This window comes from Bradyrhizobium sp. 17, from assembly GCF_023073515.1.
Classification (GTDB): Bacteria; Pseudomonadota; Alphaproteobacteria; order Rhizobiales; family Xanthobacteraceae; genus Bradyrhizobium; species Bradyrhizobium canariense_D.
In genome coordinates this window covers 27,766-47,123 of the sequence record NZ_JADPJQ010000047.1, presented here as the reverse complement: position 1 = coordinate 47,123, position 19,358 = coordinate 27,766, and the positions used below count along the sequence as shown (strand labels likewise).

Sequence of the window (19,358 nt, the reverse complement as noted above, 5' to 3'; positions counted from 1 at the left end):
CGGCCTGCGCTCCGCGTCGTACTGCCGAGCTGATTCTTGGACGGTTTTCGGGCCAGGGCTCAGGCGTCGAAGCGCTAACTCGCCTCGAACCGAACGCCGATGCGCATCTCCTTCCGCCACACGATGCGGCAGGGCAGCTTGCTTCGATCCGCGTCCACGATAAGCGTGAACCGGTCCGGAATCTCGACGGGTGATATCACGTCGAGCGAGGCGCCCGTCTCCGACAGATTGCGGATGGTGCAATCGATCGCGCCCCCGCCGAACGAGATCGAAGCCGCTTTCAGGATTCGCCGCCGCTGTGCCGCCCGATGTTCTTGCATAGATACCTGCGGGACTGCCGAGACCCGCGTTAACGCGCGAGCTGGCTGGTTCGGGGCTCTCCCTCGGCGAGCTTGCGCGGACCCTGGTTAATGTGTCGTTCCGTCGCTTCGCTGATTTTCCACAACGGAGTGATGGATTGTTTACTATCGAGCGGTGGCGCCCGGGAAGCGCCATCCGCCATTAAGACCTGCGTGCGAGCATGCTCGGAACGGAGCAGCCCGGATGCCGCATAGCCGCCGCGAACTCGGCAAAGCCCTAGTCCCATTGCGGGTCGCAGGATTCGTGGCGTTGGCTTGCCTCGCCATCATGGCGCTCAGCGGATGGCGCGAGTGGGAGTCCCGGGAGGTCGATCTTCGAAACGCGGAAGTCGACATGGCCAACCTCGCCAGGTCGCTGACGCAGCACGCAGAGGACACATTCGATCTCGCGGACACTATCCTCACAGGAATGGTCGACCGCATGGAGATCGGCGGAACGACCCCGGCGGCCGTCGCCAAGATCCAGACTTTCCTGCAAGCCAGGAAGTACAATCGGCAACGTATCCGCGGCATCTTCGTCTACGACGAGACCGGCCGCTGGCTTGCCACGACTGAAGAAGTCGACCTCGCCGGCCTCGACAACAGCGACCGCGACTACTTCCGGCGTCATCGAGCTTCGAACGATCGCGGGACCCTGATCGGTCGTCCGGTTAAGAGCCGGTCCGGCGGCCAGTGGATCATCACGCTCTCCCGGCGGTTCAACCATCCGGACGGCAGTTTCGCCGGCGTAGTGCTGACGAGCATCGAGGTCGCCTACTTCACGCAGTTCTATCGGCGGTTCGACATCGGCCCCAATGGCGCGATATCGCTGTTGAATGCGGACGGCATCATGCTGGCGCGCAGCGGCGACGAGGATGGCGCTTATGTCGGGCGGGACATGTCCCAGTCCCAGCTCTTCCGAACTCTGCCCGGTCGGCCGGACGCCAGCGTCTACTACTTCAAATCTCCCCTCGACGGGCGACAGCGGTTGAGCTTCTACCAGTTGAGCAGCCGGTATCCGATCGTGATCCTGGCGACCAAGGATCAAGACGACGTGTTGGCACCATGGCGCCGGCAGGCCGTGGTCCGGATGGCGATCGTCACGAGCCTCACGCTGTCGATCGGCCTGATCGGTCTCTATCTGGTGCGCTACCTCTCTCAGCGGCAACGGATGGCGGCGGCCCTGGTCGCCAAGGAGGCCGATTTCCGCCTGCTGGCGGAGGAATGCAGCGATGTCGTCATGCGCATCGGACTGGACGCGCGAATTCTTTACGCGTCACCATCATGCGCTCGCATCTTCGGTTGGGACCCCGCCAAGCTGCTCGGAACGCCGGCGCTTGCCGGAATCAACTCGGAGGACCGACCGCGGGTGCAGCATGCGATCGATGCTCTGAAGAGCGGCGAGGCCGAAGAGGCGCGGATCGTCTACCGGATGAGACATCGCGAGAAGGCCGAGATCTGGGTCGAGACGGCACTCCGCGTCACCCGATCGTCGGTCAGCAACGAGATCGACGGCGTGGTGGCGATCTCGCGGGATATGACTGAGCAGAAGGACCTGCAGGACAAGCTCGCGTCTCTTGCCACCTTGGATGGCTTGACTGGCATCGCTAATCGCCGCCACTTCGACGAGCGCCTTGAGGAGGAATGGGCCCGGGCCAAGCGCGACGGCACGTCGCTCTCGCTGTTGCTGATCGACGTCGACCACTTCAAGAAGTTCAACGATCAATACGGGCATCCGGCCGGCGACGCCTGCCTGCGGGCGCTCGCCCGTATCTTGGCGGCGCAGGCTCGCCGGCCGGGCGATCTGGCCGCGCGGTACGGCGGCGAGGAGTTCGCGCTCTTGCTGCCGAATACGGGGGCGGAAGGCTGCGTCGAGGTCGGCGAGCGCGTGCGCGAGGCACTGCGCGAGTTGAGCATGCTGCACGCGCTCAATCCGCCGTCAAGGCTGGTCACCGTCAGCCTTGGTGGGGCCACCAACGTTCCGGCCCAGGCCATGGTATCCGACTCGCTTGTGGCGGCAGCCGACCGGGCGCTCTACGCGGCCAAGGAGAGCGGACGCGATCGGCTCGTCATGTCGGGGCAGGTGGTCGCGTGGCCGGGCGCAAAGACAGCATGAGCCGCCTGGAAGAGGCAGACTAGGTGTCTGACCGGCTTCGGCCGAAGCGATGCTGGCTCCTGCTGTCTTCAACATGCCGGTGGGAGTCGCTGGCGACCCCCAGTATCTTTTGGAAGAGCGCCCGGTTGGCCCGGTATTTAGCCGCAGACCGCTTGCTTTCCGAGCCCTGCATGAGCAGGCAACCGTCGGACGTAACAAAACCACGTCCACCTTCGGCCGCGCCTTCTCAGGTGGGCCTCGAAAACAGGAAGGTGCTCGGGCATCGCCACCGCCAATCGGTCAGAGGGACTTCCACTGTCGTTTGTCTTGGCGTCTCGCCGCAGGTTCAAGCATATGTTGTGCCGCTTGCAAGCATATCGGATGGGAACCTCAACTTGGTGGGAGTAGCGTTCGGCCTGTGGAGCACGTATCGTAAGGCGATAGCGGTCGCGCGATACTTGGGACCGCAGCCGACTTTAAGCCATTTCGTCGACCCAAGCTTTTGCGGATGCGCATGCCTCCGCGTCTCCTACTTTGAGCTCGTTGTCGCAGCGGTCGTACATCAGCAGCGTGTCGAGCTTGGCGTGCCGTGCTTGCTTCTGGACCAACAACGGATCAACGCGATTGCGAAGCGGCGCGCATCGAATGTGTGCGGCGAACGCCGCCTGTTCAGGCCATCAGTCGCGATCGCCCGCCTTAGGATCCGAAGCCAACAGAGCGATGTCAGGTCTTGAAGAAGACCATCCAGACACCGTCTGGTGTAACAATCGCGAGCACCGTGCTTATGCCGACCAGCAGAAGCACACTTGGACCAGGCTCAGCCTGCCGAGCTTCGGTCGGAGTCTCCACGGTTCTTCCGTTTTCGGATTTTGGCATGAAATCTCCTTGTGCGCCTCAACCAATAGGGTCAGGGGGCATTGGTTCCCCTGGGGGAAGACTCACAATATGGGCCGTTCTATCCGGCCGACGAGAAACACTTCGCTGCGGTGACCGACCACCCCAATCCAGCAGCGATCTCAATCCATGGTCCCGAAACTTTGAAAGCGACAATGCCGGCCTAGCTCCAACGGCGTCGCAGAAGAAGATCGCGAAGCCCCGTGACGCCAATGGAAGACGCCGTCGGCTGCCGCGCGTGCTTCCGAATATTGTCAAGCGCAACCGCGGCACCCCCAAAAAGCCGGGCCAGGGCCCGAGCATGTGGACGCACTATTACGAGCACTGACATTGAGAGACATCCACCGGATTTTATCGCGCCGATGAAGTCATCTCCCGCGATCGTTCGCCGGGAACCCCCGGACAGCCCTGCGTGTTTCCTGTCCGGAAACCACTCCGGAGGATGCCATGGGCTTTTTCACTAAAGACATCAAAACACTCAACGACCTCTTCGTGCATACGCTGCAGGATATCTATTACGCTGAGCAGCAGATCGCGAAGAACTTGCCGGACATGATCGAGAAGGCGACCGATTCAGGCCTCAGGAACGGCTTTCAGATGCATCTCTCCGAGACCAAGGGCCAAATCACGCGGCTGGAAAAGGTGTTCGAGATGCACCGCGTCGAGACCAAGGGGGTCGACTGCCCTGCCATCGATGGCATCCTAAAGGAAGCGAGTGAAGTCGCAGGCGACATCGACGACAAACAAGTTCTCGATGCAGCCCTGATCGCGGCGGCGCAGGCCGTCGAGCACTATGAAATCACGCGCTACGGCACTCTGATCGCCTGGGCCAAAATGCTGGGCCGCGACGATTGCGCAGCGGTCCTGCAGCAGAACCTCGACGAGGAGAAAGCGACGGATCAGAAGCTTAACACTATGGCACTGCGCAGCGTGAACCAGAAAGCAGCGTGAGCCGTTAGCAAGCGAGGCCGCCCGCATGCGGGCGGCTAGCCATTTAGCAGGAAAAGATGGACCCCGAAATTCTCAGAGCGGCAGCTGCGGCCATCACGATAATTGCGGCCACGATGGTCGCGGCTAATTTGAACGCGCGGATTACCGTGTGGGGCTTCGCCATCTTTACTGTGGCTTCCATTGCCTGGATTGCTGACGGCGTGCTTGAAGGCAAAACCTCGCTTGGCGTCCAGAACGTCGTGCTTCTCCTGATCAACGTTTTGGGCGTGTGGCGCTGGCTGCCGCGCGCTGGCAAGGAAGCCGGCGCGATCTAAACCTGCGACGCTTTCAATCGGCAGGCTTGTTTTGTGTCGGCGGTCGCAGCGGGCAAGCGGCGCTTCCCCTGCTTCCGTCAAGGCGCCGATCGTTCTGCAGTTCTCGAAGCTGAAATGGAGCATGAGGAAAGGGCCGAGCTCTCGCGAAGGATCTGGAGTCGTGCAGCGCCGCTTGGAAGCCAAGGAGGAGGACTGACCGATGCCGCGTCCGGCTGCAGCTCCCGTGATCAAAGAATTGACGCCCGAGGAAAGACGCGAACGGCGTCAGCTTCGGCGCGAGAAACAGCGCGAAAGCAATATCGCTCGCGCAGCGAAGATGCACCGAAGCCGGCTCAAAATGGAGAGCGAGGGACTGAAGTCCGCGCCGGCTTTGAAGAAGACCGTCTTCGTAGGGTGTTCCGGCTGGCGTTACTGGAAGTGGCGGGACTCATTTTATGCGGAAGTGCCACAGCCGGACTGGTTCGTGCATTACGCATCTGCCTTCGACACGGTCGAGATCAACGCTTCCTTTTATTCATGGCCGACCGTCGCGAATGTTCAGGCGTGGCGCCGTCAGCCGGGCGGCAAGGATATCGTCTACACAGTCAAGGTCTGCGAGCTCATCACACACGTCAAAAAATTCAAAGGTACAAAAACGCTGATCCGGGATTTCGGCATCATCGCGGATATTCTCGGCGAGCGGATGGGCTGCTTTCTTTTCCAGCTGCCGCCGAGCTTCCGCTATACCAAAGCCCGGTTGAATTCGATCGTCAGCCAGCTCGATCCGGCCCGCCGCAATGCGGTTGAGTTCCGTCACAAGAGCTGGTGGAACGAAGATGTCTACGGTGCCTTCCGCAAAGCGGGGATCATCTTCTGCTCTTGCAGCGGTCCGCGTCTCCCTGACGAGCTCGTCCAGACGGCTGACGAGGTCTATGTCCGCCTCCATGGACCTGAGCGCTGGTACCGGCACAATTACTCAGACGAGGAGCTTTTGAAGTGGGCCAGCAGGATCAAATCGAGCGCCGCAAAGAGAGCGTGGATTTATTTCAACAACGACTACGACGCCCATGCGCCGCGAAACGCAAGAACGCTGCACCGCATGCTCTCTTCTTCCCACCCCCAAGCGGCAGACCGCCCTTTCCACCTAGGAACCTGCGGCGCCAAGGACGCTTAACCTGGGCGTTCCGCGAAGATGCCCTCCGCGAACGCCTCGGTCGCGCAAGGGGTTCAAGCGGAGTTCGCATGTTTTTCTGGTATTCAGCGCTGATACTCATGGCCGATGCTCTCCAGGTGATGGATATGCGGCTTCGCCAGCTTGCGGCGGGTAATGGCACCTCCGATGAAACGTTTCTTATGGTGACGGAGAAGCTCGAGGCTGCTCCAGAGGCTCGCACCATTTTCATCCGCGGTGGCGATTGCAGTCACGTCCTTGATCACTACCGCAAAGTGGTTGCCGCGAATATTGAGAGATTATCGGCCAGGTAACAAACCGGGTGGGGTCTTACTTCTCGCCGGCGCTTTTCCGGCTCATGACAGTAGTGGGAGACCAAACCCGTCTGTTCTTGGGTTCTCAAAGAAACGCGTGACCTACAATTGATGATTTCTCAACGAGGTCGCGGCGGTGCCTGTACCAAATACCAGGTGACCCGAATGGTCTCTTCTTACGCTCGCGACTAGCGCTACTCGGTTCCAACGGAGCGTACGATATTTCTTGCCCGCTCGACCGGCAGCCCTTCCTGCTTTTAGAGGCCGTGGTGAGCTGCGACGGCCTGTTCGGAATGCTAATCGTATCTATCAAAAATACCTCGGGGTTGCGCTTGGGATCTGCGCGTGTTTGTCCAGCGGGACGGGATCAAACTTCTCGGTCATTCTATTCTTATCTTATTCTGGGGGTAAAGATTGAGAGCGTTCCATTGCTGCGCTCTGTTCCTCCCATCGCCGCGCCCTACCTCAAGGTTCTGTATCCATCACCTTTGTCGCCGTTGATTTAGCAATTCTTGCATATCTTTTTGACGGTCTGGTCGACTTTGCTGTTCTCCTGATCGATCTTGGCGTCACTATCGTGTTGATCAGTGGTCGTCGGCCGACCGATGCCGCCCGCGGCGGCTCCCTGTGTGTTAGTCGCAGGCGTTCCCGATGAAGTTGCGGTTCCCGCAGCGTTGGTGCCGGGGCTTGCCGGGTTCGTGCTATTTCCGTTGACCGCCCCCTGATCGCGCCCGGATTGAGGGCCCGGTGTACCATTGGCGATACCGGTTATCGCATTCGTGGTGCCCGTCGTTGGATTTGTATTTGCATTTGGGGCGGTAGCCGATGGGCTTACAGTCCCGCCCGAGTTCGCAGCGCCCGCTGCTCCTGTAGCGGACGGAGATGCCGCAGTCGAACCACCTGCACCTGCAGAGGACGACGCACCGCCAGCGCTTCCACCGGCAGACCCGCCGCCACCGCCACCGCCGCCACCGCCACCCCCCCCACCTTGAGCAAAGGCTGCGCAGGGGATGACGAGAGCTAACGCAAGTGCAATGCCGGAGTGTTTCATGGCGCGGCTCCTTTCGCGACCAAGCCACGCGGCTGCGTTTCGTTCCTAGGCGTTGTTGAACCCGTTTCCGCTGCCCGAGATCCAGTACGGGCCAAGTCGGTCGTGCAAAGGTGCAGCATCAGTTCTACAAAAGGGATAGGCCTACACTTTTGGGGGCGCGCCCCAGGGGGTGAAGGCCGGCGACCGAACTATAGGCGAGACCAGGCGTTATCGACATCATGTCAGACGCTTTCGATTACTTCCGGGCTTATGCTGTCCGCGCTCCGTGTAAGGCTCGATCCATTCCGCACGGCAGGATGAGGCATCTGCAGCTGCCGGGCGGGCGGATGTTTAATCTCCTCAAGAAAGAAGCCGCTTACGGCCCGAATGCACAGCACCTTGAGGACTTCCGGGCAGCCCAGAAGCTTGAGAGGTCTCTCGACTGTCCTCCCGGGGAAGGCTCGAGCGCTGGAAACCGTTCTGGTCCGCCGAGGTTTCAGGACGCGCGACGGGAGGCTTGTTGAGTGCCTTCTCTCAATGCCCGCGGTGTAGCAAGCCTCCTGCGAGAATACGCGCAGCGCACGGCACTGCGTGGCGGCAACCCCTACCGGACAAAAGCCTATTCCCGGGCCGCTGACAGCCTGGCAGCTCTTGCCGTCCCACTCGATGTACTTGTCGCCGAAGACCGGCTCACCGAGATCCCCGGCGTCGGCGATGCGATAGCGGACATCATCACCAAGCTCCACAAGACCGGCACTCATCCGAGTCTCGAAACGCTGCGCAAGGAGATTCCGGAGGGCGTGCTCGAGATGCTGTCGGTGCCCGGCCTCAGCCCCGAGAAGGTGCTGCGTCTATACAAGGATCTCGGCATCACGTCCCTTGCGGAATTGGAGGCGGCGGCGAAGGACGACCGCATCAAGAAGGCGAAAGGACTCGGCGCGGCACTGCAGACCAAGATTCTGCAGAACCTGGCCATCGCGAAAGGCGGAGAAGGTCGCCTCCATCTGCACCGTGCGGCCGCCCTGCTCTCGCACGCTAAGGATTCGCTTCGGAAGGCCTGGCCGGAGCTCAAGCGGGTGACGATTGCAGGCGACTTCCGCCGCGGCTGCGAACTCGTCGGCGATCTCACGATCGTTGCGGAGGCTGCTAAAATCGAGAAGGAGCCGAATGCTTCGGCGGCGGACGGACTGCAAATCCGCTTGTCCGACCGCAAGCACTTCGGTGCCGCCCTTCTTTTCGCCACCGGCTCTGCCGCTCACCTTGAGCAGCTCCAGGCTTTGGCCGCGGAGAAAGGAATACGGCTGGAGAACGACGGGTTGCACAAGGATCGCACCCTGATCGCCGGCGACGAGGCCGAGATCTATAGCGCCCTCGACCTGCCGTTCATCGATCCTGAACTGCGGGAGGGGCGCGGAGAGGTCGAGGCGGCTCTGAAAGGCAAGCTCCCGAAGCTCGTCACCGACCAGGACCTGCGCGGCATCCTTCACTGCCACACCGATGCCTCCGACGGCACCGAGACCCTGGAGACCATGGCCAAGGCCACGCGCCAGCGAGGCTTCGAGTATTTCGGCGTGGCTGACCATTCCAAGTCCGCCCACTATGCCGGCGGTCTCTCCGTTGAGGAGATCGCGCAGCAGCACCGCGAAGCGGATCGACTGAACAAGCGCTTCGGCAAGGACTTCCGGATCCTCAAAGGCATCGAGTCCGACATCCTGGCGGACGGGTCGCTCGACTATGACGACGACGTGCTGGAGCGCTTCGATTTCGTGGTCGCGAGCATCCATGGTCGCTTCAAACTGGACCGGAAGGCGCAGACGCAGCGCCTGCTTCGGGCTATTTCCAACCCCTACACCACCATCATCGGTCATATGACCGGGCGGCAGCTCCAGCGGCGGCCCGGCTACGACATCGACGTCGAGAAGGTGCTGCGCGCCTGCGCCAAGCATGACGTCGTTGTCGAGATCAATGCTCATCCATGGCGGCTCGATCTGGACTGGCGCTGGCACCAGGCCGCCCTCGAGTTCGGCTGCATGCTGAGCATCAATCCGGACGCGCACTCGATCCCCGAACTCGACCACATGCACTGGGGCGTCCTGATGGCCCGAAAGGGCGGCGTCCCTGCCGACCGGGTCCTGAACGCGATGAAGCTTCCCGAGATCACGCGCTACTTCCGCCAGAAGCGGCGCTCGCTCGCCCGCGCCGCCTGATGCCGGAGGCGCACGATCTCTCGCTCGAGGGAAAGGTGACGGCGGTCGCCGCCGACCCTGGGCACCACTTCAGCAAACCAGTCCAGGACCATATCGTTCTGGTGGAGGGCCACGGCGTCCAAGGCGACGCCCACGCCGGCCCTTTCGTCCGGCACCGCTATCTCGCCCGCCGCCGACCTCGCCTGCCCAATCTCCGGCAGGTCCACCTGATCCCGGCCGAGCTTTTTGCATTCCTCTCGGAAGCCGGCTTCGAGGTGTCAGCGGGGGATATGGGTGAGAATATCACAACGACTGGCCTGGACCTGGAGCGGATGCCGCTCGGCACCTTCATCGAGTTGGGCCCCTCGGCCATCGTCGAGCTGACCGGTCTCCGGACGCCCTGTCTCCTTATCGACCGCTTTCGGGCCGGCCTGAAGCGACAGGTGCTCTCGTCGGCGGAAACGGGCCCTCCGTTCAAATCCGGGGTGCTCGGCGTGGTACGGGCCGGCGGGATGGTCGCGGCCGGTGATACCGCCCGGGCTCGCGTCCCGTCTTCCCCCTTTCGGCCACTGCCGGCCGTGTAGAAAGACCCTATCATGGCCCGCAAATCGACCCTGCCTCGTCGCCTGCAGCCCATGTTGGCCACGCTCACGGATGCGCCATTCGACGATCCAGATTGGGTCTTCGAGGACAAATTCGATGGTTTCCGCATGGTCGCGGAGATCCGGCGTGATCAGGTCGCGCTCTACAGCCGTAACGGGAAGATCATCAGCCACTCCTACGTGGAGGTCGCGAAAGCGCTAGAGGGCGTGAAGGCGAACGCTGTGATCGATGGAGAGCTGGTCGCGATCGGTGAGGACGGCGTATCCCATTTCCAGTTGCTACAGAACGCCCTGCGCCATGAGGCCAAGCTCTTGTACTGCGCGTTCGACCTCATGTTTGCAGACGGCGAGGACCTGCGTGCGCTGCCGCTCCTTGAGCGCAAGAAGCGGCTAGAGGCTATCCTGCCGCGCCACAAGCTGATCGCGTTCAGCAACCACCGCAAAGGCAAGGGAACGAAGTTCTTCGCGGAAGCCGAGCGGAGACATCTCGAAGGCGTTATGGCCAAGCGCGCCGACAGCCCGTACGCGTCGGGACGCCGGACCGCCGATTGGCTGAAGGTGAAGACCGCGCAGCGGCAGGAGGTCGTGATTGCCGGCTTCACGGCGCCGAGGCGAACTCGGCCCTTCTTCGGCGCGCTCGTGCTGGCGGTACGCGAAGGGGATGCATGGCGGTACATCGGCCACGTCGGCACGGGCTTCAGCCACCAGGTTCTCGAAGAGCTTCACGGCAAGCTCGTGAGGCTCAAGACGGCCAAATCGCCCTTTCCTGCGAAGGTGAAAGATGAGCAGGTCACGACCTGGGTGCGGCCTTCGCTGGTCGCGGAAGTAAAATTCGCCGAGTGGACCGGCAAGGGCGAGCTGCGCCAGCCGGTCTATCTCGGCCTGCGGTCCGACAAAAAGGCCAAGGACATCGTTCGCGAAAAGAGTTGGTCGCGAAAATAAGGCCGCTGCGGCGGAGCAAAAGACTTGGGCTCAGCCGGCTTCGCGCTCGGATGCTGACGACCACGGCGGCAGGGGCGGCAACCCGAGAGCCTTGCGTACAGGTCCGAACGACCTCCTGTGAGCTGCGCACGCACCAAGCTTGGCGAGCGCCTCATAATGAGCCGGCACCGGGTAGCCTTTGTGATCCGCGAATCCGTACCCGGGGTGGCGCACGTCGAGCGTCCGCATGACCGTGTCGCGCTCGACTTTCGCCAGGATCGACCAGCAGCGATGCTGGCGGACTTGGCGTCGCCCTTGATGATGGCTTGCTGAGGGATGTCGATTTCCTTCAACCGCTTCGCGTCAATCAGCAAATGCCGCGGCGTCAATCCTAGTCCCCTGACCGCGCGCTGCATGGCCTGGATGCCCGCCCAATAAATGTTGATCGCGTCGATCTCCTCGACCTCCACGAAAGCCACACACCAACTCTCTGCCTTTGCCTTGATCTCCTTCGCGAGTTCCTCGCGAGCGGCAGCGTCGAGTTTCTTCGAGTCGTCGATCCCGACTATCCGCGTACCGGGCTTCAGGATCACGGCGCCAGCGGAGACTGGCCCGGCGAGAGGGCTCATTCCAGCCTCGTCCACGCCCGCCACGGCATGAAGGCCGCTCTCCCAGAGAGAGGTTTCGAAACTGAGCATCTTGCGGAGGCGCTGCCCTTCGGACCTGTTTTCGAAACGCCGTTTATCGATTGAAGCCAGGATGGCACCGGCTCCCGCGCGGGTGTCGGCCCGCAATATCTGCTCGACGCTGGCCTCGAGTGGTCTTTTCTCAACGACATAGCGCTGACGCAATACGTTTAGTGAATACTGGGACATAGCGGCCATCGTGAATTGACTGTGGGGTGGTGTCGGTGAAATTTGTGGCGATTGTCTGAAGTTAAGCTACGCCGCTCAACGACTGGCAGCGCGTTGTCGAAAAGGAACCGGCCCGGCCTTCACCTGAGATGGATTGCATCCACCGATCTCAGAACGGAACTAACTGGTGTCTTCATCCCTTTAGGAGAAGTGGAGCCTCGATCCCAGGTGCTTCCGAGGGACAGGTCCATGCTCCGAGAGACCGGCAACGAAGAACAGGTTCTGGACCGCACCGCCGAAGTGGCGGCCACCATCGCGGAAGAAGGGCTTCGGCATGTCAGCGACTCCGCGCCCGGCTATGCTTACGGCCTCGGCTTGCTGGCCGCTCGACGATATGCGGACCTCTTCAAACTGTTCACCTCCCGCTGGTAACCGACCGCGACACCACCTCAAACGTGGTCGGTCACCTGTTCCTCAGCATGAGCCGGCGGGGAGAACAACGTGTGGCAAATTGTGCCCGGCCTTGAGCGGCGCAAGACGGCCCTCAGCGACCACTGCATGATATCTTTCAGACTTGGACCGGCGACTATTTGTTTTCGTCAGAAGGTTACACCCCCTTCTTTGAAGAATTCGAATTGCTGGGCTCGCTCGCCTACATCTCACTCGGCAGCAGCAAAGAGGATTTGCAAGGCGTCCCGCAACGCACGGCGGACAAATTTGTCTGGTGTCCCATTGGACGGATGTCATGGGACGGACAATGGCGCCATCAGGGTAACATTCGCAGATGCGGCAATACGGGGGGTCAAATATTGCAGGCCAAATGACAATCCCACCCTAGGTCGGCTGAAAGGTGGTTGGCGAGCCGGTGTGCATGGCCAGGAAGCGCGTTGCCAGGAGATCCGTGCAAGCAGGTCCCTTCGGAGCCGGACTGGATCCACGAAGTAAAGCACGACGGGTATTATCGGATGCTGGTCATTCGGGAGAACGACCGTGTGCGCCTGCTCTCCCGCAATGGCACCGACTGGACCAAGCGCTATCCCTGGATTGCCGAGGCCGCTCTGAAGAACCGGCAGAAGCATTTCGTCATTGACGGCGAGGCGGTGATCCTTGGCGTTGATGGGGTTTCAGACTTCAATGGGCTGCACTATCGGACCGGAGCTTTTCCGGGCGGCCTGCCGCATGGGCCTTGAAGGTCTCGTCTCGAAGCATCGCGATCGGCCCTACCGCGGCGGCAGGCAAAAGCACTGGATCAAGGTGAAGAACCGCAGGCACCCAGCAATCGATCGAGAGCTGTGATGGCCGCGGAGTTGATGATTGGGTAGCCCAGTTCCCAATGAATCAAGTCCGTGCGGGATCTATGCCGCACGGACTTGATTGCAACTGTCCAGGCCCAGTCGGATTCCGTCGCAGCAGATCTAGCGTCCCTGTAATGCCCCTAGAAGGAAGCCCGTCATTTGCGACGGGCTCAAGGTCAGGGAGGAAAGGCGCCATGAAGGCGCGGGTTAAACTTATAACGAGTCGCGCCAATACCGTGTGTCGCAACTCACACTGTGGACAACAAAAGTGCCCGCGGGTCGCGCCATTCGATCGAGCCGCATCAGCCTTGATCCGGCTGCTGAGGCTGCCGGTCCGCGCACGATCAATGCACCACGCCGAGGTGAGCAGCCGTCGCGGATGCAGGGCGTCATCACACCATGGAGCTCTCAAACCCATGACCCCGTGAGATCATGTAGGGTCTGCCGTGGGCCATCAAGGCCGTTCGCCGCGGCGCTGGGGCCGCCCGGCACTGTGCGACGTCCGCGGCTTTCACTGCCGCTGCGCTCCCAGCAGGGCCAGTTGGCGGCCCCTTGTCTGCCCCTGATGGCAGCCAAGGGCTCAGTCCAGCGCACCTCAGCGCGTTGGAGCTGGCCGCAGCGTTCTTAGCGGAGGGCCGCAAAGGTCGACATGCTCGGAACCGAGAGCGTAGCCCGAGATAGCTCCAAAAGACACACGCCAGACGGTGTTCGGATAGCTGCCGGCGCAAACCAAATGTGTCGTATCGGATGCATAGTTGACGCAGCGCTTTAGACACTGCCTCGCCAGCGCAGCTTGGCGATCGGGGCAGTTCAGGCCGGTTCTTTCGTCTTCGGCCCTCCCGGCGTCGTCCTCAAAAAAGCAATCCCGCAACTGCGCATTTCGAGTCAACACGTTCACGCATTGAGTGGTCGCGTCGCCGACCTGCGCCTTGGTCGGTTTCACCAATGGGCACTCTGGGGGAATCTGAGCTGGGACCACGTAGGTACGCGCTGGCCGGCGGGCGAGCACGGCGGCTCTGTGCTTGCTCACCGCGGACCCACGTGACGGCCCTCGAGAATCTTCGGCGCAGGCGATAGGAAGGCATCTGGTCCACAGCGGACCGCTGCTCACGCACCGATTGGCGTCTGGCGCGCAGCCGGTGGGGCAACAGGTTTGCGCAGACGCGGGCGATATCACCGCATATGCCAAGACCAGGATTGTCACCTTGAGACGGCGCATGTTCCCCCCACCAGACAGCAGCTAAGCGGCGCTCCACTTGTCCTTTTCAATCGCGCTCATTCTTTTTCTTCTTGTCATCTCCATCCTGGCCGCCAAAGCCCGAGGAGCCCTTGTTACCGCCGCCACCTCCAGATCGGGAGCCTTCCTCTCCGGAATGCGCGACCTTGGACCCCTTTGCGCCACCCGAGTTCTCGCCGCCACCCCCGCCAGAGCCCCCACCACCGCCGCCGGCTGATGAATACTCCTTGGTCGAGTGATCCTCGGTCGCGCTGTGTGGATCATTGTCGAAGGCTGAATGACTGCTGCCGCCGCCGCTATATCCTGCTCCGTCTTGGGCGCCGGAACGTGCGATGGCTGTTGACGTCAACGACGTCGACAGGAGTAGAGTCATCGCTGGCGGGGTTATGGCAGCAAACCTGCCACACATCTTCAAGAACTCCCGGCGGTCTTCGTCTTCTTCTGTTGTGAGCATCAGGTATTCCCCCTCGGGCTAACTGCGACTATTTAACTTAAAGCAAATTAAATAAATTAAATCCTTTAATTGTTCAATCACGAAAAGTTACGTTCTGGTGCGCCTACCATTGGTCGTACTGCCCTGCCGCGCGGCGGCAGAAGGTCTGGATCAGGTGAAGAACCGCAGCCACCACCCTGGCAAATGCGAGCCGCTGGATCCGGTCGGCGCTGAAGTATATTGCGGCAACTACTCGGGGTCAGTCGCTACTATGCTGTATAGAATTTCAGTTGCCGTGGCGTGGGCTTCTCTTGCCTTTATCACCTACGCAAGTCTGTCTCCAATCCACGACAGGCCTCAACTGAGCAGTTCGGCCAATATCGAACACGTCGCGGCCTTTGCGTTCCTAGGTTTGGCATTTTGTGCCGCGTACCGGGACCGGATGACGCTGGTGTGCAGCCTCGTGCTTGGTAGCGCAGTGGTGCTGGAATTGTTGCAAAAGCTGACGCCAGATCGCCATGCTAGATTGCTGGATGCGTCCGAAAAGGTGGTCGGCGGGTTGCTCGGGATTTTGCTCGCCAGCATAGCTTTACGCCTGATCGAGCGCTGGACGGCTGCATCTGATGTCTAACGGTTCTTGCGGGTTGGGTTCATGCCCAATCGTGCCATAAGCCAGGGACGACCGTCGACATAGCTCACGTCCCAATATGGATAATCAACTTCAGCTGGTTGGGTCCCTAGTTAGCCTGCTTAGTCCCTTCAACCAGGTCAGGAGCCGACTAGTTCGTAAGGTTTGCGTTTGAACTCTCCCGCGCCGTCATTACTGTGATTGGATTGCCAATTGCCTTTCCCGCCGCGCTTCGCGGCCGGGTTCAAACCAATCGGACCACCATGTCCTCTAGCTCCAACGCCAGTATCGCCAAGAGAACGCGCACGAAGGCTGAGGCGGATTTTGCCACCTGGCTCATGATGGCCAAGCTCGGTGGTTTCGATGACCTGCCGTCCAGCGCCCAAAGCTTTCTGACTAACTATCGAACTCGGCTCGAGACAATGAGCGAGGCCGAGTCCATGGCCCTAGCCGTTCGCGAGGTCTACAGCGCTTATTACAGCGAGATGGGAGGCGTAGGCGCAGCGCCGGAACCAAAGGCTCGGACGCCAACGACAGAGGGCAAAGCCGTGCGGTCCCAGAGACCGCCTAGACCTCAACCCGGTCAATCGGCTGCGCGCCATTCGACGAGGCCAATGACCCGAAAATCCCTCCCGGCACTGCTGATTTTCGCAAGCATGGTGGCACTGGTTGTCGCATTCGGATTTTTAGCGCAGTAAGACCGTCCGCGGATTGTGTGTGACGTCCGCTTTCCCCCGATAGCGACCCAAATAGCGGACATCGTGCACTTCGCTTGGCCTAGAACAGACATCAAGGGGAAACCCGTGGCGCATATTGGTCGGCGAGCGGAGCCGCCGTATCCAGTACCTTTAGTGTTGAGTATCGGAGGCGAGAAATGATCGTAGCTCGTCGAGAAAGCGTGCCAAAGCCGGCTCGCCCTCCAGCATGATGTGATTCCGGCCTTCGAGCGGGACAAAGCGGGCGCCGGGAATCCCCGCGGCCAGCCGACGGCCCGACTCGAACGGCACTCTCGCGTCGTTGCGGCAATGCATGACAAGGGTCGGCACCTTGACCTGCGGCAGTAGTGAACTGATTTCCACTTCGCCATTTGCCAGTAAATTGCGCGCTGCGTCTTCGGCCGAGCTCGAGATACGCTGTAGCTCGTTAAACCAGTCGGCCTGCTCCTTGTTAGCGTCCGGAATAAACTGGGACGTGAACATCTGCCTGAAGGCCGGGTTTTCCTGACCCCATCCTAGCCGCATCAGCGTCAGCATCGCATCCCCGGCCGCCTTCTCCGCCTCGGTCCTGGCGCGCTTCTTCCAGCCGACGACATAACCTCCGTAGAGAATCAGATGCGACACTCGCTCCGGATGCCGGACCGCGTAGGCAATCGAGACCGCGCACCCCTGGGATATGCCGAGCAGCGCGAACCGTTCGATGCCCGCGGCGTCGACCACCGCATCGAGGTCGTCGACGAACCGCTCGAATGTTACGTCCGGGATGTCACGATCCGAAAGCCCATTTCCCCTTGCGTCATATCGGATGAAAAGGTGCTCGCGGGAAAATTCCTGGTAGAGATGCCGCCAGATCGGACTTTCGAAGTCGAATTCGATGTGGGTCATCCAGTGCCCTGTCTTCACCAGCGGATGCCCTTGGCCCATCCGGGCGTAGGCCAGCTGCACGCCGTCGCCGGTCTGGCAGAAGTGAATTTCCTGCTTGTGTTGGACGGTTGACGCCGCCACGGTGTCTTCCGCAGACGAGGGAATCGCGGCGTCTGGAATTGCCTCGATGTCCTTGGCAGTGAGCCCGAACACGCCGACCGCGCGCGAGATGTTCTTCACAGCCTGCTCGCCCAAATCAGCAAAAGCCATCGACAGCTTGTCCCGGATCTGGTCGTTCGCCGCCCTGGATATGCATACGCCGCCGGGCTCGCAGAGCGTTTCCAAGCGTGCCGCGATGTTGACGCCGTCGCCGAAGATATCGTCGCCGTCGATGATAATATCGCCGACGTTGATCCCGATCCGGAACACGACCTGCCGTTCCGCAGCGATCCCTGCGTTGCGCCCCACCATGCTGCGCTGAATCTTGACCGCACAGCCGACCGCATCCACGACGCTGGCGAATTCCACCAGCATCCCATCGCCGGTGGTTTTGACGATGCGGCCGTGGTGCTCGGAAATGCCGCAGTCGACCAGTTCCCGGCGGTGCGACTTGAGGGAATTGAGGGTCCCCACCTCGTCGGCGCCCATGAGGCGGCTGTAGCCGACCACATCCGCCGCTAGAATGGCCGCAAGCCGACGTTGCATAGCTCTTGCCCTCTCTGCCACTGCTAGTCTGCCCGCAATCAGTGGCCGCGACAAGGCTGAAGCGGGCCGGTGGAATCCGCCTCGGATCAAAGCGCCGTTTTGATTTTGCCGCGCAGTTCCGGTCTATCCCGATGATCGGACGTAGTCGGTGTCGGCGGCCACTTCGCAAAAGGCCCGATTGCGTTGACAAAGGCCGGAGGTAGTTCGTTGTAACGGCGCGATCGCCGATGCGGCCGACGGGCCAGACTCTGGATGCGGTCATTGATCCGTTCCATGCATTTTCTCTGTCGCAAACTCGGATGAGGTTTGGCTTAGATCGCCATCACCTCATGATGGGGCTCCGGACCTGCCTCTGCACAGGCGGAGGATATCAACCGTGGCAAGCGCGGCCGCGGTAAGTGCACCGGGAACATTGACCTAGGTCATGGGCCGGGCGCTGCCATGGCCGATGCTGGGCTATGATGGACACGTTCGTTGCGCGACAAGCGGCGAGTACGTTCAGCACCGGTTCGACGCTGAGTCGAATGCGGCACGCGCCTCCTTCATCCTCGTGCAATGCCCAGGCTGCGGCAAAAACCACTTCATCAATCGCGTGACGCACAAGCTGCTGTTGGGCCATGAAGACGACCGCTGATAGTGCCTCCACGCAAAAGCCGCCAAGGTTTCCCTCAGCGGCTTGTGTCGTTGCGTTGCGTTTGCGTAGAGGTTTGCCGCGCCGAGCGGTGCTCGAACGTGGCCCAAGCCTGCCACCCACAGGACGCACAACCTTCATGAATGAGGCAGTGGATACGTCATCGCATGAGGCAGTCGATGCGTTGCCTGTATGTCGGGGCCAACGTATCCCCGATGGACTATGATGTGTCAGCGGCGACGATGCGGATCAAGCCAGTGCTGCTGTCCTATCGGATGAAATAGATAGTCCCGCCGCCCTGCGTGCCTCAGTATCACGACCCATGATAGCAGCTCCATCGAGAGAGCCCCCTCCATGAAGCGGCGTAAGTATCATCCCGGCAACTTGATCCCGATGTTCCGGCTGGCTTCGAAGCTGTGCAAGCAAATGCGCGCGACGGGCTTCGCCGATAACGGCGGAGCCATTCACAGCGCCGAGCGGATACTGAACATCCTCGGCCAGTATCTGGTCTACCCGGAGCTGAGCCACATTAACATCTCCGCAACTATGACAGAGCCGAGTTCTCTGTTGCCGCGCGAGCAGCGTTCGACCGTGGTGGCAAGGTTCTGATCGAGCACGTCTCCCCGGTCAGAGACCTCACGCGAATAGCAATCAACAGGATCGATGAGCTAGACGACGACGCCTTCGCCATTTTGTGAAGAAGCACTTTCGTCTCGTGCTCCTGACCCCGGAAGAGGCGCAGCGATTAAATCGTCAGAACCGCTCGAGGATGACCAGTGATCGCCTTGCGGGCATTAAGATGGCTAAGCGCATAACTCGATAAACTCAAGCGCGACGGGGTTAGGCGGAATCCATTTGGCATGCCCAAATCAGAGTGTCTCGCCGCCATGCTGGCTGGGCGGAGGCCAACATGGATAGGCAAGCCTTACTCTCTTGATCTTCGCAAGCGTGTAGTGGCAGCGATTGAGGGTGGAATGTTCCGCAATCAAGCTGGCGCCGTTGCCTGCGGTCGCGCGCGAAAAATGGTGCGCTTCAGCATTCCAGTGCGCTGTGTGTCTGCCGCGCTACAGCAAATTCGGTGGATTGGGGTAGCTTTTGGCACAGCTTTTGAAACCTGAGAGACTCGAAATGAAAAAATTCCTTCTCGCTACCGTCGCTTTTGCCGCCCTAGCGGGTACGGCATCGGCAGCTGATATGGCA

16 protein-coding genes and 3 pseudogenes are annotated in these 19,358 nt (G+C 60.9%); 14 read left to right on the top strand and 5 right to left on the bottom strand.

The genetic code is table 11. From position 1 onward, the window contains the following. Positions 1-74: 74 nt before the first annotated feature. On the bottom strand, positions 75-320 hold the full coding sequence (locus IVB13_RS08580) for a PilZ domain-containing protein (protein ID WP_247488382.1): 246 nt from the start codon (positions 318-320) through the stop codon (positions 75-77). 223 nt (positions 321-543) lie between these two features. Between IVB13_RS08580 and IVB13_RS08575 the strand changes: the two genes are divergently transcribed. Then, entirely contained in the window at positions 544-2,454 is a 1,911-nt protein-coding gene (locus IVB13_RS08575) for a sensor domain-containing diguanylate cyclase (protein ID WP_247488380.1), read from the top strand. A gap of 702 nt (positions 2,455-3,156) precedes the next feature. Here IVB13_RS08575 and IVB13_RS08570 read toward each other — a convergent pair. Then, positions 3,157-3,309 carry a hypothetical protein gene (locus tag IVB13_RS08570; protein ID WP_247488378.1) on the bottom strand — a complete coding sequence of 51 codons (153 nt, stop codon included), beginning with the start codon at positions 3,307-3,309 and terminating at the stop codon, positions 3,157-3,159. A 465-nt stretch (positions 3,310-3,774) separates the two neighbouring features. Between IVB13_RS08570 and IVB13_RS08565 the strand changes: the two genes are divergently transcribed. The 7 genes from IVB13_RS08565 to ligD all read left to right on the top strand — a co-directional run bounded on the left by IVB13_RS08565 (position 3,775) and on the right by ligD (position 10,816). After that, positions 3,775-4,278 (top strand): ferritin-like domain-containing protein, encoded by a 504-nt coding sequence (locus IVB13_RS08565; protein ID WP_247409418.1) that lies wholly within the window; start codon positions 3,775-3,777, stop codon positions 4,276-4,278. A 56-nt stretch (positions 4,279-4,334) separates the two neighbouring features. After that, positions 4,335-4,592 carry a hypothetical protein gene (locus tag IVB13_RS08560; RefSeq protein ID WP_247488376.1) on the top strand — a complete coding sequence of 86 codons (258 nt, stop codon included), beginning with the start codon at positions 4,335-4,337 and terminating at the stop codon, positions 4,590-4,592. A 199-nt stretch (positions 4,593-4,791) separates the two neighbouring features. Next, the gene (locus IVB13_RS08555) at positions 4,792-5,745 is read left to right on the top strand and encodes a DUF72 domain-containing protein (RefSeq protein ID WP_247372813.1); all 954 of its coding nucleotides are present in this window, start codon (positions 4,792-4,794) and stop codon (positions 5,743-5,745) included. A 68-nt stretch (positions 5,746-5,813) separates the two neighbouring features. Beyond that, positions 5,814-6,056 carry a hypothetical protein gene (locus IVB13_RS08550; RefSeq protein WP_247488374.1) on the top strand — a complete coding sequence of 81 codons (243 nt, stop codon included), beginning with the start codon at positions 5,814-5,816 and terminating at the stop codon, positions 6,054-6,056. Positions 6,057-7,610: 1,554 nt separating this feature from the next. Beyond that, positions 7,611-9,293, top strand: coding sequence for a DNA polymerase/3'-5' exonuclease PolX (locus IVB13_RS08545; protein WP_247488372.1), 1,683 nt, complete (start codon positions 7,611-7,613; stop codon positions 9,291-9,293). Next, positions 9,293-9,856: an MOSC domain-containing protein gene (locus tag IVB13_RS08540; protein WP_247372805.1), complete on the top strand. Its 564-nt coding sequence runs from the start codon at positions 9,293-9,295 to the stop codon at positions 9,854-9,856. The genes IVB13_RS08545 and IVB13_RS08540 overlap by 1 nt, the downstream gene beginning before the upstream one ends. Before the next feature lie 12 nt (positions 9,857-9,868). Further along, the gene (gene ligD / locus IVB13_RS08535; RefSeq protein ID WP_247488369.1) at positions 9,869-10,816 is read left to right on the top strand and encodes a non-homologous end-joining DNA ligase; all 948 of its coding nucleotides are present in this window, start codon (positions 9,869-9,871) and stop codon (positions 10,814-10,816) included. A gap of 30 nt (positions 10,817-10,846) precedes the next feature. Here ligD and IVB13_RS08530 read toward each other — a convergent pair. Beyond that, positions 10,847-11,670 (bottom strand): annotated as a pseudogene (locus tag IVB13_RS08530) (ribonuclease HII). Between the two features lie 228 nt (positions 11,671-11,898). Here IVB13_RS08530 and IVB13_RS08525 point away from each other — a divergent pair. Continuing rightward, positions 11,899-12,081, top strand: a complete 183-nt coding sequence (locus IVB13_RS08525) for a hypothetical protein (RefSeq protein WP_247488367.1) — start codon at positions 11,899-11,901, stop codon at positions 12,079-12,081. Between the two features lie 455 nt (positions 12,082-12,536). After that, positions 12,537-12,945 (top strand): annotated as a pseudogene (locus tag IVB13_RS08520) (hypothetical protein). Positions 12,946-14,335: 1,390 nt separating this feature from the next. Here the strand turns inward: IVB13_RS08520 and IVB13_RS08515 are convergent. Then, positions 14,336-14,635, bottom strand: a pseudogene (locus IVB13_RS08515) (hypothetical protein); the annotation flags it as partial. A 109-nt stretch (positions 14,636-14,744) separates the two neighbouring features. On the opposite strand from IVB13_RS08515, the gene IVB13_RS08510 reads away from it, so the two are divergent. After that, positions 14,745-15,245 (top strand): hypothetical protein, encoded by a 501-nt coding sequence (locus IVB13_RS08510; RefSeq protein WP_247488365.1) that lies wholly within the window; start codon positions 14,745-14,747, stop codon positions 15,243-15,245. A 260-nt stretch (positions 15,246-15,505) separates the two neighbouring features. After that, positions 15,506-15,940, top strand: coding sequence for a hypothetical protein (locus tag IVB13_RS08505; RefSeq protein ID WP_247488363.1), 435 nt, complete (start codon positions 15,506-15,508; stop codon positions 15,938-15,940). A gap of 150 nt (positions 15,941-16,090) precedes the next feature. Here the strand turns inward: IVB13_RS08505 and IVB13_RS40380 are convergent, their stop codons facing one another. Continuing rightward, entirely contained in the window at positions 16,091-17,527 is a 1,437-nt protein-coding gene (locus tag IVB13_RS40380; RefSeq protein ID WP_345946531.1) for an alpha/beta fold hydrolase, read from the bottom strand. Positions 17,528-17,951: 424 nt separating this feature from the next. On the opposite strand from IVB13_RS40380, the gene IVB13_RS08490 reads away from it, so the two are divergent. Both IVB13_RS08490 and IVB13_RS08485 read left to right on the top strand, forming a co-directional pair. Then, positions 17,952-18,161, top strand: coding sequence for a hypothetical protein (locus IVB13_RS08490; protein WP_247370330.1), 210 nt, complete (start codon positions 17,952-17,954; stop codon positions 18,159-18,161). Between the two features lie 351 nt (positions 18,162-18,512). Continuing rightward, positions 18,513-18,767: a hypothetical protein gene (locus tag IVB13_RS08485; protein ID WP_247370328.1), complete on the top strand. Its 255-nt coding sequence runs from the start codon at positions 18,513-18,515 to the stop codon at positions 18,765-18,767. Positions 18,768-19,358: the final 591 nt, after the last annotated feature.